12 protein-coding genes are annotated in these 14,696 nt (G+C 65.1%); 1 reads left to right on the top strand and 11 read right to left on the bottom strand.

Annotated elements, in window-relative coordinates; genetic code table 11:
• Positions 1-108 precede the first annotated feature (108 nt).
• Complete coding sequence (ppk1, locus tag BLV92_RS06505; protein WP_090543312.1) at positions 109-2,172, top strand: polyphosphate kinase 1; 2,064 nt, start codon at positions 109-111, stop codon at positions 2,170-2,172.
• Between the two features lie 106 nt (positions 2,173-2,278).
• Here ppk1 and phoR read toward each other — a convergent pair whose 3' ends face one another.
• The 11 genes from phoR to BLV92_RS06450 all read right to left on the bottom strand — a co-directional run bounded on the left by phoR (position 2,279) and on the right by BLV92_RS06450 (position 14,558).
• On the bottom strand, positions 2,279-3,592 hold the full coding sequence (gene phoR, locus BLV92_RS06500; RefSeq protein ID WP_090543310.1) for a phosphate regulon sensor histidine kinase PhoR: 1,314 nt from the start codon (positions 3,590-3,592) through the stop codon (positions 2,279-2,281).
• 102 nt (positions 3,593-3,694) lie between these two features.
• A complete protein-coding gene (gene phoB / locus BLV92_RS06495; protein ID WP_090543308.1) occupies positions 3,695-4,396 on the bottom strand; it encodes a phosphate regulon transcriptional regulator PhoB in 702 nt (233 codons plus the stop codon).
• Positions 4,397-4,425: 29 nt separating this feature from the next.
• A complete protein-coding gene (gene phoU / locus BLV92_RS06490; RefSeq protein ID WP_090543306.1) occupies positions 4,426-5,130 on the bottom strand; it encodes a phosphate signaling complex protein PhoU in 705 nt (234 codons plus the stop codon).
• Between the two features lie 21 nt (positions 5,131-5,151).
• Entirely contained in the window at positions 5,152-6,003 is an 852-nt protein-coding gene (gene pstB, locus BLV92_RS06485) for a phosphate ABC transporter ATP-binding protein PstB (protein ID WP_090543304.1), read from the bottom strand.
• A 15-nt stretch (positions 6,004-6,018) separates the two neighbouring features.
• The gene (pstA, locus tag BLV92_RS06480; RefSeq protein WP_090543302.1) at positions 6,019-6,915 is read right to left on the bottom strand and encodes a phosphate ABC transporter permease PstA; all 897 of its coding nucleotides are present in this window, start codon (positions 6,913-6,915) and stop codon (positions 6,019-6,021) included.
• On the bottom strand, positions 6,912-7,895 hold the full coding sequence (gene pstC, locus BLV92_RS06475) for a phosphate ABC transporter permease PstC (protein ID WP_090543300.1): 984 nt from the start codon (positions 7,893-7,895) through the stop codon (positions 6,912-6,914). The genes pstA and pstC overlap by 4 nt, the downstream gene beginning before the upstream one ends.
• 165 nt (positions 7,896-8,060) lie before the next feature.
• Positions 8,061-9,095, bottom strand: a complete 1,035-nt coding sequence (gene pstS / locus BLV92_RS06470) for a phosphate ABC transporter substrate-binding protein PstS (RefSeq protein WP_090543298.1) — start codon at positions 9,093-9,095, stop codon at positions 8,061-8,063.
• A gap of 330 nt (positions 9,096-9,425) precedes the next feature.
• A complete protein-coding gene (glmM, locus tag BLV92_RS06465; RefSeq protein ID WP_090546872.1) occupies positions 9,426-10,778 on the bottom strand; it encodes a phosphoglucosamine mutase in 1,353 nt (450 codons plus the stop codon).
• A gap of 75 nt (positions 10,779-10,853) precedes the next feature.
• Positions 10,854-11,738, bottom strand: coding sequence for a dihydropteroate synthase (folP, locus tag BLV92_RS06460; protein ID WP_090546871.1), 885 nt, complete (start codon positions 11,736-11,738; stop codon positions 10,854-10,856).
• An 81-nt stretch (positions 11,739-11,819) separates the two neighbouring features.
• Positions 11,820-13,709: an ATP-dependent zinc metalloprotease FtsH gene (gene ftsH, locus BLV92_RS06455; RefSeq protein WP_090543296.1), complete on the bottom strand. Its 1,890-nt coding sequence runs from the start codon at positions 13,707-13,709 to the stop codon at positions 11,820-11,822.
• Positions 13,710-13,892: 183 nt separating this feature from the next.
• Entirely contained in the window at positions 13,893-14,558 is a 666-nt protein-coding gene (locus BLV92_RS06450; protein WP_090543294.1) for an RlmE family RNA methyltransferase, read from the bottom strand.
• Between the last annotated feature and the right edge of the window lie 138 nt (positions 14,559-14,696).

The following is a 14,696-nucleotide window of genomic DNA, read 5'->3' as shown; positions in this document are numbered from 1 at the left end:
TGCAGCGTAGAATTTATGACAGTCCGGTTTTCATCATAATGTCATCTTACTGTGAGAATTTCCGAGCGTCCTTTCGAGTCTTTACACGACCTTCCATTCTCACCGCCGATGTCCATCCGCTACCCCCTACTCAATCGCGAACTGGGCATTCTGGGTTTCAACGAGCGCGTGCTCGCGCAGGCGGCCGATCCCGCCGTCCCGTTGCTGGAACGCCTGCGCTTCATCTGCATCACGAGCAGCAATCTCGACGAATTCTTCGAAGTCCGCATGGCGGGTCTGCAGGAGCAGATGCGCGACAATCCCGGCGCACTGTCCCCTGACGGGATGTCGCTGCAGCACGTGTACGAACTCGTCGTCGAGCGCGCGCAGCGGCTCGTGCATCGACAATACAGGATGCTGCACGACATCGTGCTGCCCGCGCTCGAACAGGAAGGCATCTACTTCCACGGCACCGACTCGTGGAACGAAGCGCAGACCGCCTGGGCGCGCCAATACTTCCTCGACGAACTGCTGCCGGTGCTGACGCCGATCGGCCTCGATCCCGCGCACCCGTTCCCGCGCGTGCTGAACAAGAGCCTGAACTTCGTCGTCGAACTGGAAGGCAAGGACGCATTCGGCCGCCAGGCGATGATGGGCATCGTGCAGGCGCCGCGCGCGCTGCCGCGGCTCGTGCGGATGCCGCAGGAACTGTCCGGCTTCCAGCACGGCTTCGTGCTGCTCGGCTCGCTGCTGCAACGCTTCGTCGGCGAACTGTTTCCGAGCCTCGTCGTGCGTAGCTGCAACCAGTTCCGCATCACGCGCAACAGCGAACTGTTCGTCGACGAGGACGAAATCACCAACCTGCGCGTCGCGCTGCAGGGCGAACTGCCCGCGCGCCACCTCGGCAACGCGGTGCGGCTCGAAGTGTCGGCGGACACGCCGGTTCATCTGGTCAAGCGTCTGCTCGACGAAAGCGCGCTGAGCGACAAGGACTGCTACTACGTCGATGGTCCGGTCAACCTGGTGCGGCTGATGCAGCTGCCGGAGAAGGTCGACCGGCCCGAGCTGAAGTTCGTGCCGCACATTCCGGCGATTCCGAAGCGCATCGCGACCGGCGGCAACCTGTTCGACGTGATCGACCAGGGCGACGTGCTGCTGCATCACCCGTACGAGAGCTTCCAGCCGGTGCTCGAACTGCTGCTGCAGGCCGCGAACGATCCGAACGTGGTCGCGATCAAGCAGACGATCTACCGCACCGGCACCGACTCGCCGCTGATGGACGCGCTGATGCAGGCCGCGCGCAACGGCAAGGAAGTGACGGTGGTCGTCGAACTGCTCGCGCGCTTCGACGAAGAGACGAACATCAACTGGGCGTCGCAGCTCGAAGCAGTCGGCGCGCACGTCGTGTACGGGGTGGTCGGCCACAAGTGCCACGCGAAGATGATGCTGATCGTGCGGCGCGTGCCGGTCGACGGCCGCATGACGCTGCGCCGCTACGTGCACCTCGGCACCGGCAACTACCATCCGCGCACCGCGCGGATGTACACGGACTTCGGCCTGATGACGTCCGAGCAGCGCATCTGCGAGGACGTGCATCACGTGTTCCAGCAACTGACCGGCATCGGCGGCGAGTTGCAGCTGCACGAGATGTGGCAGTCGCCGTTCACGCTGCATCCGCGCCTCGTCGAATCGATCCGCGCCGAAGCGGAAGCGGCGCGCGCCGGCCGGAAGGCGCGCATCGTCGCGAAGATGAACGCGCTGCTGGAGCCGACGGTGATCGACGAGCTTTACGAGGCGTCGAAGGCCGGCGTGAAGATCGACCTGATCGTGCGCGGCGTGTGCTCGCTGCAACCGGGCGTGCCGGGGCTGTCGGAGAACATCACGGTGCGCTCGATCGTCGGGCGTTTCCTCGAACATCACCGCATCTACTACTTCTATGCGGGCGGCGCGGAAAACGTGTACCTGTCGAGCGCCGACTGGATGGATCGCAACCTGTTCCGCCGCGTCGAAGTCGCGTTCCCGATCCACGACCGGCGCCTGAAGCGGCGCGTGATCGCCGAAGGGCTGTCCGCGCTCCTCGGCGACAACCAGTCCGCATGGCTGATGCAGAGCGACGGTCACTACCGGCGTCGCCGTCCGGGCAAGGCGTCGCGCAACGCGCAGTTGAGTTTGCTGACGAAGTTCTGTTCGTGACCGGTCGCTGACTATCGTTTTCCGTCGCACCACGCAAAAGCCGCGCATCGATGCGCGGCTTTTGCGTTTGCCCAGAGGCGTCTTTCCGGAGCGTCTTCGCGACGCGTCACGCCGGCGTCGGATGCCGCCTCGTGGTCCGCGACGCCGGGAAACGCACGGTGAACGTGCTGCCGCGCCCTTCGTCGCTCTTCACTTCGAGCGCCGCGTCGTGCCGTTGCAGCACGTGCTTGACGATCGCGAGACCGAGGCCGGTGCCGCCGGTGTCGCGCGAACGGCTGCGATCGACGCGATAAAACCGCTCGGTCAGCCGCGGAATGTCGTTCGCCGGAATGCCGAGGCCGGTGTCGGTCACCGAGAACACCGCGCACCCCGCCTCGCTGCGCCAGTGCACATGCACGCTGCCGCCGTTCGGCGTATAGCGGATCGCGTTGGTCACGAGGTTGCCGAGCGCGCTCATGATCTCGCTTTCGGCCCCCGTGACGCTGAGCGAATCGTCGAGGTCGGCGCTGATCCGGTGATGGCCGCCCGACAGACTCTCCGCATCCTCGCGCACGTGGCACAGCACCGCGCGCATGTCGACGGTGTGGTCTCCCGGCGGATGCCCTTCGCCTTCGAGCTTCGCGAGCACCAGCAGGTCGTTCACGATATGGCGCATGCGCGCCGCCTGCTGCTCCATCAACTCGAAATAACGCTGGCGCTCGGACTCGGACAGCGGCAGTTCGCGGATCGTTTCGAGGAAGCCGGACAGCACCGTGAGCGGCGTCTTCAGTTCATGCGACACGTTCGCGACGAAGTCACGCCGCATCGCATCCGTGCGTTCGAGTTCGGTGATGTCCTGCGACAGCACGAGCTTGCGGTTGTCGCCGTACGGGAACACCTGCACGGACAGCACGTTCTGCCGCTTCTCGCCCATCCCGCGCATGATCAGCATCTCCGCGTACTGCTGCGAATTCAGATAGCGGATGAACTCGGGACGGCGCACGAGGTGCGTGATGTGCTGCCGCAGATCGCGCTTCGCGTCGAGGCCGAAGTGCAGTTCGGAGATCGCGTTGCACCACTCGATCTGGTCGTGGTCGTCGAGCATCGCGATGCCGTTCGGCGACGCCTGGATCGCCTGGATGAAGCGCGAGTGCTGCTGCTCGACCTGGCGCACCTGCGCGTGCCAGCGCTTCGCGAGCTTGTGCAGACGGTAGTAGATTTCGCCCCAGATGCCGGGGGCGCTCGGCACCTCGCCGTAGACCGGCGCGTCGAGCAGACGCCACAGCCGCTGCTTGTGAAACACGCCGAACATGCTCTGCGCGAGCAGCACGACGACGGCGAGCGCCAGCGCCGCCTTCACGCCGAAGATCGCACCGATCGCCGTGCAGGCGATGGCCAGCAGCGCGATCGATACGAGGGAGCGCGCCCAGATGATGTTCATGTTCGAGCGATCGAAGAAAGGACGGTACGCGCCGCGGACGCGACCCCGCTCCGCGACGGCCGATGCTGCGTGGACATCGGACGGAACGAACGACGACGCAGATCAGGCGCTCTTCGCGAGCCGGTAGCCGCTGCCGCGCACGGTCTCGATCATAGCATCGCACCCCGCGGGCTTGAGCGCGGCGCGCAGGCGCTTGATGTGCACGTCCACCGTGCGCTCCTCGACGAACACGTGATCGCCCCACACCTGGTCGAGCAGTTGCGTGCGGCTGTGCACGCGCTCCGGATGGGTCATGAAGAAATGCAGCAGGCGGAATTCGGTCGGGCCGAGGTCGAGCTTGATCTCGCTGCCGTCCGCATGCGCGGCGACGCGATGCGTCGCCGGGTCGAGCTTCAGGCCGTTGATCGCGACGACGTCCTCGGTCAGCTGCGGCGCGCGCCGGCGCAACACCGCCTTGATCCGCGCCATCAGCTCCTTCGGCGAAAACGGCTTCGTCACGTAGTCGTCGGCGCCGAGTTCGAGGCCGAGCACCTTGTCCTGCTCGTCGCCGCGAGCGGTCAGCATGATGATCGGAATGTGCTTGGTACGCTCGTTGTTGCGAAGATCGCGCGCGAAGGCGACACCCGACTTGCCCGGCAACATCCAGTCGAGCAGGATCAGGTCGGGCAGCACGTCGCTGATCAGGTTCTGCGCCTGCTCCGCGTTGTACGCGCGGATCGGGCAGTGGCCCGCGTGCTGGAGATTCACGGAAATCAACTCCGAAATCGCGGGCTCATCTTCGATGACGAGAATGCTGCTGGGCATCGGCACCTCTTGACCTTTCCTGGACGAAATTAACTGAGCGCTTCGCGTTCGAGCGCGTCGCGCGACTTGTGCCGCACGTCGGTGCCCTTCACGATGTAGATGATGAACTCGGCGATGTTCTTCGCGTGGTCGCCGATCCGCTCGATCGCCTTCGCGATGAACAGGAAGTCGAGGCCCGCCGAGATCGTGCGCGGGTCTTCCATCATGTACGTGACGAGCTTGCGCACGAACGCACGGAATTCCTCGTCGATCGCCTTGTCGTCTCGCACGATCTGCGCGGCGGCCACCGTGTCGAGACGCGCGAACGCGTCGAGCGCGCGGCGCAGGATCGTCACCGCCATCTCGCCGGACACCTTGATTTCGGCGATGTTGACCGTGCGCGACGTGCCGTCTTCCATCAGACGCTTCACGCGCTTGGCGATCTTTTCGGCTTCGTCGCCGGCGCGTTCGAGGTTGGTGATCGACTTCGAGATCGCGAGCAGCAGACGCAGGTCGCGCGCGGCCGGCTGGCGGCGCGCGATGATGTTGCTGCACTCTTCGTCGATCTCGACTTCCATCGCGTTGAGACGCTCTTCCGCGGTGATCACGCGGTCGGCGGCTTCGCCGTCGAAGTCGTTCAGCGCCTGCATCGCATAGACGATCTGCGACTCGACGAGGCCGCCCATTTCGAGGACCTTCGACGAAACGAGGTTGAGGTCGGCGTCGAACTGGCTGGACAGATGCTTATCGGACATGTGAGGCTCCCTGATGCGCCATCAACCGAAGCGGCCGGTGATGTAGTCTTCGGTTTCCTTGCGGACCGGCTTGATGAAGATCTTTTCGGTGTCGCCGAATTCGATCAGCTCGCCGAGATACATGTAGGCAGTGTAGTCCGAGCAACGCGCGGCCTGCTGCATGTTATGCGTGACGATCACGACCGTGTAGTCGCTCTTCAGCTCCGCGATCAGCTCTTCGATGCGGCCGGTCGAGATCGGGTCGAGCGCCGAGCACGGCTCGTCGAGCAGCAGCACTTCCGGACGGATCGCAATGCCGCGCGCGATGCACAGCCGCTGCTGCTGACCGCCGGACAGGCCGTAGCCGCTCTGGCCCAGCTTGTCCTTCACTTCGTTCCACAGCGCGGCCTTCGTGAGCGCCCACTCGACGCGGTCGTCCATCTCCGGGCGCGACAGCGTCTCGAACATCTTCACGCCGAACGCGATGTTGTCGTAGATCGACATCGGGAACGGCGTCGGCTTCTGGAACACCATGCCGACGCGCGCGCGCAGCAGCGAGATGTCGCGCGATGCGGCGAGCAGGTTCTCGCCGTCCATCAGGATCTCGCCTTCCGCGCGCTGCTCCGGATAAAGCGCGTACATCTTGTTGAACGTGCGCAGCAGCGTGGACTTGCCGCAGCCGGACGGACCGATGAACGCGGTCACCTTGCCTTCCGGAATCAGCAGGTTGATGTTCTTCAGCGCGTGGTACTTGCCGTAGAAGAAGTTCAGGTTCTTGACTTCGATCTTCGGCTTGCCCTGTACCGGCGATTGCGAGCCCTGGGCGGGGTCCTGACCGGTCGGCGCCGAGGCGGCCGTACCCGTCGTATTGAGGTGACTTTCTGCCATGTTCATCGGTGACTTCCGCCCTTATTTTTTCGAAAAGACCGTGCGAGCGAGGATGTTGAGACCCAGCACGCCCAGCGTGATCAGGAACACGCCAGCCCACGCAAGCGACTGCCACTGCGCGAACGGGCTCATCGCGAACTTGAAGATCGTGACCGGCAGGTTCGCGATCGGCTGATTCATGTCCAGTGAGAAGAACTGGTTCGACAGCGCGGTGAACAGCAGCGGCGCGGTTTCGCCGGCAATCCGCGCGATCGCGAGCAGCACGCCGGTCACGATGCCCGCCACCGACGCCTTCAGCGTGATCGCCGTCACCATCTTCCACTTCGGCGTGCCGAGCGCGAACGCCGCTTCGCGCAGTGCGTTCGGCACGAGCTTCAGCATGTTCTCGGTCGTGCGGATCACGATCGGGATCTGCAGCAGCGCGAGCGACGCCATGCCCGCCCAGCCGCTGAAATGGCCGAGCTTCGCGACGACGAGCGCATAGACGAACAGGCCGATCACGATCGACGGCGCCGACAGCAGGATGTCGTTGATGAACCGCGTGACGCTCGCGAGCCACGACTTCTGGCCGTATTCGGCGAGATACACGCCCGCGAGAATGCCGATCGGCGTGCCGACCAGCGTCGCGATCACGACCAGCAGCAGGCTGCCGACGATCGCGTTCGCGAGGCCGCCGCCATCGGTGTTCGGCGGCGGCGTCGACTGCGTGAACAGCTCGACCGACAGCCCGCCCACGCCGAGCTTCAGCGTCGTGTACAGGATCCACACGAGCCACACGAGGCCGAACGCCATCGCGAGGAGCGACGCGGTCAGCGCGATCGCGTTCTTCACGCGACGGCGGCCTTGCAGCCGCGCGCGCATGGCTTCGAGCTTCGGGCCGTAGATCGCGCCCGGAATCTTGATGGTCGGCTCGCTCATCGCGCGCCCTCCCCTTTTTCGAGGCGCAGCAGCATCAGCTTCGAGATCGCCAGCACGATGAACGTAATCACGAACAGGATCAGGCCCAGTTCCATCAGCGCGGCCGTGTGCAGGCCGGGGCTCGCTTCCGCGAACTCGTTCGCGAGCGCGGACGTGATGCTGTTGCCCGGCGAGAACAGCGAGATGTTGTCGAGCAGGTTGGTATTGCCGATCACGAACGTCACGGCCATCGTTTCGCCAAGCGCGCGGCCGAGGCCGAGCATCACGCCGCCGATCACGCCGGTCTTGGTGAACGGCAGCACGATGCGCCACATCACTTCCCACGTCGTGCAGCCGATCCCGTAAGCGGATTCCTTCAGCAGCACCGGCGTGACTTCGAACACATCGCGCATCACCGACGCGATGTACGGAATGATCATGGTCGCGAGGATCACGCCCGCGCACAGGATGCCGATGCCGATCGGCGGACCCTGCACCAGCGTGCCGACGATCGGCATGCCGCCGAGAATCGACTGCAGCGGCTTCTGGAACCACTGCGCGAAGATCGGCGCGAACACGAGCAGGCCCCACATGCCGTACACGATCGACGGAATCGCGGCGAGCAGTTCGATCGCGATGCCGAGCGGACGGCGCAGCCACGCGGGCGACAGTTCAGTCAGAAACAGGGCGATGCCGAAGCTGACCGGCACGGCGATGATCAGCGCGATCACGGACGTGACGATCGTGCCGTAGATCGGCACCAGCGCGCCGAACTGCTCGCTGGGCGGATCCCAGTCCGCGGTCCACAGGAACGCGAACCCGAATTTTTCGATCGACGGCATCGACGCGACGACCAGGGAAACGATGATGCCGCCGAGCAGCAGCAACGTAATGATGGCGGCGAGGCGTGCAAGGCCGCCGAAGATGATGTCGCCAGCCGGGCTCGGCGCTTTCTGCGCGGTGCTGCCGGGAGGATTCGACACGAGCGGGACGTCGGACATGGTGACCTGTTTCCGTTTGCCGCGCGACACGAAGGTCGGACGGCGTGATACCGCGAATGCTTCAGGCCGCGCGACGCCCGGCCTTGCGGCCGGACATCGCGCGGCACATCGGATGCGGGCCGCCCGCGCACGACGCGGCACGGCCCTCGATGCGTACTACCGGAGTCAGTCGGCGGCGATGGCCTTGCCGCCTGCGTCCTTGACCTTCTCCTTCCATTGCGTGCGGATTTCGGTCACGACCGATGCCGGCAGCGAGATGTAGTCGAGGTCGTCCGCAGCCTGGGTGCCGTTCTTGAACGCCCAGTCGAAGAACTTCAGCGTTTCCTTGCCTTGATCCGGCTTGTCCTGCGCGGTGTGCAGCAGCACGAACGTCGCGCCGACGACCGGCCATGCGTTCTTGCCCGGCTCGTTCGTCAGGATCTGGTAGAACGACTTCTTCCAGTCCGCGCCGGCCGCTGCGGCCTTGAACGTGTCGGTCGCCGGCTCGACGACGGTGCCCGCCTCGTTCTTCATCGAAGTGTAGGTCATGTGGTTCTGCTTCGCGTACGCCCATTCGACGTAACCGATCGCGCCCGGCAGACGCTGGACGAACGCGGCGACGCCGTCATTGCCCTTGCCGCCCGTGCCGACCGGCCAGTTGACGGTCGTGCCTTCGCCGACCTTCGACTTCCAGTCCGGGTTGACCTTCGACAGGTAGTTCGTCCAGATGAAGCTGGTGCCCGAACCGTCAGCACGGCGGACGACGGCGATGTCGAGGTCCGGCAGCTTCAGCTTCGGGTTCAGCGCAACGATCGCCGGATCGTTCCACTTCTTGATCTTGCCGAGGTAGATGTCGCCGAGCACCTGGCCCGACAGAACGAGTTCGCCGGCCTTCACGCCCGGCACGTTGATCGCCGGCACCACGCCGCCGACCACCGTCGGGAACTGGAACAGGCCGTCTTTCGCGAGGTCTTCGTCGCTCAGCGGCGCGTCCGAACCGGCGAAGTCAACGGTCTTCGCAACGATCTGCTTGATGCCGCCCGACGAACCGATGCCTTGATAGTTGACCTTGCCGCCGCCGGACTTTTGATAGGCGTCCGCCCATTTCGTGTAGATCGGTGCCGCGAAGGTGCTGCCCGCGCCGGTGATGTCGGCCGCTTGCGCGGCGATCGCGAAGAGCGCGCCAGCAACGCCAGCGAGCGCGGTTTGCATCAATTTCATGAGACCTCCAGTGTGTGAGCGGATGAACGACACCGCGAAGCTTAGGGTCTCTATGTGACAGTACCGTGACGATTCATGAAGGCAACGTGACAAACGCATTACGCCTGAAAGGGTGGCGCCGGCGCGCCAGGCGGGCGTTCGGGAACCGGGAAAGCCGCGACGGACGGGCCTGTGCGGCCGCTGGGACGGGCCGGCGGGGAGCCGTAAGGGGAAGGGGTGCCTCAGCCGATCGAAAGCGTTTGCGCCGCCGTTTTGCAGTTTTTACCCGGACGGAACGGGGTGCGGCGGGCCGCGCCGATGCGCCGCGCCCGCCGCGCGGGGACGGATCGATCAGGAGATCGCCCGCTTCACCGACCCCGCAATCGATTCCGCGTGATGAACCGCGTCGTGCTCGTCGCGGGCCTCGACCATCACGCGCAGCACCGGCTCGGTGCCGGACGCGCGGATCAGCACGCGCCCCTTGCCGTCGAGCGCGGCCTCGGCGTCGCCGATCGCGCGCCGGATCGTCTCGTTGCCCTTCCAGTCGGCGCCCTGCGCGATCCGCACGTTGATCAGCTTCTGCGGGAACAGCGCGACGCCGTCGAGCAGTTCCGCGAGCGTCTGGCCGCTGCGCTTCATCGCGGCGAGCACGAGCAGCGCGGACACGATGCCGTCGCCGGTCGTGTGCCGGTCGAGCGACAGGATGTGGCCGGAACCCTCCGCGCCCAGCAGCCAGCCGTGCTCGCGCAGTTGTTCGAGCACGTAGCGGTCGCCGACCGACGCGCGGACGAACTTCGTGCCGAGACGGCCAAGCGCCTGTTCGACCGCGAGGTTCGTCATCAGCGTGCCGACCGCGCCGTCGACCTTGCCGTCGGTCGCGATCCGGTCCTTCACGAGCACGTAGAGCAGTTCGTCGCCGTTGTACAGCCGGCCCGCCGAGTCGACGATCTGCAGGCGGTCCGCGTCGCCGTCGAGCGCGATGCCGAGATCCGCATGATTCGCGCGCACCGCGCGGACCAACGCGTCCGGCGCCGTCGCGCCGACGCCGTCGTTGATGTTGAAGCCGTTCGGCGACACGCCGATCGGGATCACGTCCGCGCCCAGTTCGTGGAACACATGCGGCGCGATGTCGTATGCGGCGCCGTTCGCGCAATCGATCACGAGCTTCAGGCCGCGCAGGTTGTACGCCTGCGGGAACGTGCTCTTGCAGAACTCGATGTAGCGGCCGCCCGCGTCGTGCAGACGCCGCGCCTTGCCGAGCTGCTCGGACGGCGCGCAGTCGAGCGGCTGGTCGAGCTGCGCTTCGATCTGGGTTTCGACGTCGTCAGGCAGCTTGTTGCCGTCGGCCGAAAAGAACTTGATCCCGTTGTCGTAATACGGGTTGTGCGACGCGCTGATCACGACGCCGGCGGCGAGCCGCAGCGCACGTGTCAGGTACGCGATGCCCGGCGTGGTCATCGGGCCGGCGAGCATTACGTCGATACCCGCCGCGGACAGCCCCGCTTCGAGCGCGGCTTCGAGCATGTAGCCGGACACGCGCGTGTCCTTGCCGATCAGCACGGCCGGACGCGGCCCCGACGTCGCCGCGGAACACGCGAGCACCTTGCCGGCCGCATAACCGAGCCGCAACACGAAATCGGGCGTGATCGGCGCCTCGCCGACCTTGCCGCGCACCCCATCGGTACCAAAATAACGACGTCCCATCTGGTCGTCTCCCTTGTCTGTTTTGATGGCCGGCGCGACGCCGGCCGACATTAATCTGCTCGCGGTCGGCGCCGGTCAGGCGCGCGCCGCGTCGCGCACGGCGGCCCAGACCTTCAGCGCATCGACGGTCGGCGCGACGTCGTGCACGCGGATGATCGCCGCACCCCGCTCCGCCGCGCAGACCGCCGCCGCGACGCTCGCGGCGACGCGCTCGGGCGCCTTGCGCCCGACGAGCGAGCCGAGCATCGACTTGCGCGACATCCCCGCGAGGATCGGATATGGCGGCGCCGCGCGCGGCGCGATATCCGGCAGATGCGCGAGCAACGCGTAGTTGTGCTCGATCACCGACTTGCCGAAACCGAAACCCGGATCGACGCTGATCCGCGCCTTCGCGACGCCCGCCGCCTGAAGCTCCGCGACGCGCTGTTCGAGAAAATGCCGCACGTCCGCGACGACGTCGTCGTATTCGGGTTCGTGCGCCTGCATCGTCTGCGGCTCGCCGAGCATGTGCATCACGCACAGCCCGCACTGGCTGTCGCGCACTGCATCGATCGCGCCCGGCAGCCGGAAGCCCCATACGTCGTTGATCAGATCGGCGCCGGCCGCGATCGCGGCGCGCATCACGCCGGGCTTGTACGTGTCGACGGACAGCGGCACATTCGCGCCGCGCAACTGCTCGACGAGCGGAATCACCCGTTCCAGTTCCTCGTCGAGCGGAACCGGCTCGACGCCGGGACGCGTGGACTCGCCGCCGATATCGATGAGGTCGACGCCTTCGCGCATCATGTCGTCCGCGCGCCGCAATGCGTCGTCGCGCGACAGATAACGGCCACCGTCAGAAAACGAATTGGACGTCGCGTTCAGGATGCCCATCACGAGCGGCCGCTCGAAGGTCAGCGTAAAACGGCCGCACTGAAGCGGCTCGGGAAGTGGAAGAACGGATACGGAGAAGTCGGACACGTCGATCAGTCCCAAAGGACCCGGAAAAGCAAAACGGGCCGATGTGAATTCACACCGGCCCGCGATTCGAAGCGATTTCGTTTATGCCGGCGCCGCGGCGCTGCCGGACTTGACTTCGCTACCGGTGCTGCCGCCCGACGACGATGCGTCGCTGGCCGGCGGCGCGCTCTTCGGTGAGCGCGGAGGACGGCCGGCCATGATGTCGTTGATCTGGTCGGCGTCGATCGTCTCCCACTCCATCAGCGCGGTGGTCATTGCCTCGACCTTGTCGCGGTTCTCTTCAAGCAGACGCCTGGCGAGGTTGTACTGCTCGTCGAGCACGCGGCGAATTTCCGCGTCGACCTTCTGCTGCGTCGCTTCCGAGATCGTGCGCGTGAAGCCGCGGCCGAACGGGCTGGCGTCGTTTTCGTCGTCCACGTAAACCATCGGTCCGAGCGCATCGGTCATCCCGAAGCGCGCAACCATCGCACGGGCCGTCTGCGTCGCCTTGTTGAAGTCATCCGATGCGCCGGTGCTCAACAGGTTCAGGAACAGTTCCTCCGCAACACGGCCGCCGAACAGGATCGCGAGACGGTCGAGCAGATAGTCCTTCGAATACGTCTCGTTGTCGTGCTCCGGCAACTGCCACGTGACGCCGAGCGCACGGCCGCGCGGGATGATCGTGACCTTGTGGACCGGATCGGCCTTCGGCAGCAGCTTCGCGATCACCGCGTGGCCCGACTCGTGATACGCGGTTGCCCGCTTCGCTTCCTCGCGGATCACCGCCGACTTGCGCTCCGGACCCATGAAGATCTTGTCCTTCGCATCTTCGAAGTCCTGCATCTCGACGATGCGCTTGCCGCGACGCGCGGCGAACAGCGCCGCCTCGTTCACGAGATTCGCGAGATCCGCACCCGAGAAGCCCGGCGTGCCGCGCGCGATCACCGCCGCGTCGACGTCGTTCGAGATCGGCACCTTGCGCAGGTGCACCTTCATGATTTGCTCGCGGCCGCGGATGTCCGGCAGGCCGACATACACCTGACGGTCGAAGCGGCCTGGACGCAGCAGCGCCTTGTCGAGCACGTCCGAACGGTTCGTCGCGGCAATCACGATGACGCCGGAGTTCGCCTCGAAGCCGTCCATCTCGACGAGCATCTGGTTCAGCGTCTGCTCGCGCTCGTCATTGCCGCCGCCCATGCCGGCGCCGCGATGACGGCCGACCGCGTCGATTTCGTCGATGAACACGATGCACGGCGCATGCTTCTTCGCCTGCTCGAACATGTCGCGCACGCGGGCCGCACCGACGCCGACGAACATTTCGACGAAGTCCGAACCCGAGATGCTGAAGAACGGCACCTTTGCCTCACCGGCGATCGCACGGGCGAGCAGCGTCTTGCCGGTACCCGGAGGACCGACGAGCAGCACACCGCGCGGAATGCGGCCGCCGAGTTTCTGGAATTTCTGAGGATCGCGCAGGAAATCGACGAGTTCCGACACTTCCTCCTTCGCTTCGTCGCAGCCGGCGACGTCGGAGAAATTGACAGCGTTGTTGTTCTCGTCGATCAGGCGGGCGCGCGACTTGCCGAACGAAAACGCGCCGCCTTTGCCCCCGCCCTGCATCTGCCTCATCATGTAGAACCAGAACACGATGATCAGGATCGTCGGCCCGAGGTAATACAGCGCGGACACGAGCGCGTTCGGCTCTTCATCCGCCTTGCCGCTCACCTGCACGCCGTACTTCATCAGATCGCCGACCATCCAGATGTCGCCGGGCGACACGATCTGGTATTTCTGGCCGTCCGCCGGAGTGACCGTGAGGTTCCGCCCCTGCACCACGACGTTCTTGACCTTGCCGTTCCGCGCGTCGTCCATAAACTGCGAATAGGAAACGCCTTCCTGGACACGGGGCTTGTCGAATTGCTTGAACACCGTAAACAGCACCAGTGCGATAACCAGCCACACTGCTGCTTTCGAAAACATGTTGTTGTTCAAAGCACCACTCCTTCACTCATAGACGGGCGCCTACATTTGCCTTGCGGCACCACCAAAGCATTCTAATCCAGTCCGAAGGCCCCTGCCATAACGATTAGCTACCGCAAGAATAGCCTCCGACGCCTGTCGGAGCCGCTTTCCGGACCGCCCAACCGCGCTTGACGAGAGCCCTGGATCGCTTCGTCAGCCGGGCCGCTTCAACTGTTTGCCCAAAATAAACGTTTCGGCCGACTTGTCCCGCGAAGCCTTCGGCTTGCGGGCGGCCACGACCTTGAACTGGTGCTTGAATTTCTCGACGATCTGGCTGTATCCGCTGCCGTGAAAGCACTTGACTAAAAGGGCGCCATCCGGCTTCAGATGATTCTGCGAAAATTCGAGCGCGAGATCGCATACGTGCTCGATGCGCGCCGCATCGGCCGATGCGACCCCCGACAGATTGGGCGCCATATCGGAAATTACAAGGTCCACCGGACGGCCGCCCACTGCTTCTTCGAGTTGCGCAAGTACGCTGTCCTCGCGGAAATCACCTTGCAGGAACTGGACATCGGCAATCGGCTCCATCGGCAGCAGATCGAGCGCGATGATCGTGCCGTCGATGCCGCCGCCCTGCTGCTCCGCGTCGCGCCGCGCGCTCTGCGCGAGCTTGTTGCGCGCGTACTGGCTCCAGCTACCGGGCGCCGCGCCGAGATCGACGATCACCATGCCCGGCCGGATCAGCCTGTCCTGCTCGTCGATCTCCTTCAGCTTGTACGCGGCGCGGGCGCGGTAGCCTTCCCGCTGCGCCAGCTTCACGTACGGGTCGTTGATATGGTCGTGCAGCCACGACTGGTTGAAGCGGTTTTTTGCCATTAAAGGTGAACTCTTGCTGCGTGATGCCGCGCTTTTAGCGGATAATACGCGTTTCATTCGTGCGGTCGCCGCGGCCCGCCCGGCTTTTGCCTCCGGATGCCGCCCGCGCGCCGCTTTTCTTCACGGTTTTCCGTTGTT

Source organism: Paraburkholderia caballeronis (genome assembly GCF_900104845.1).
Lineage (GTDB): Bacteria > Pseudomonadota > Gammaproteobacteria > Burkholderiales > Burkholderiaceae > Paraburkholderia > Paraburkholderia caballeronis.
This window is presented reverse-complemented; position numbering and strand designations above follow the sequence as displayed.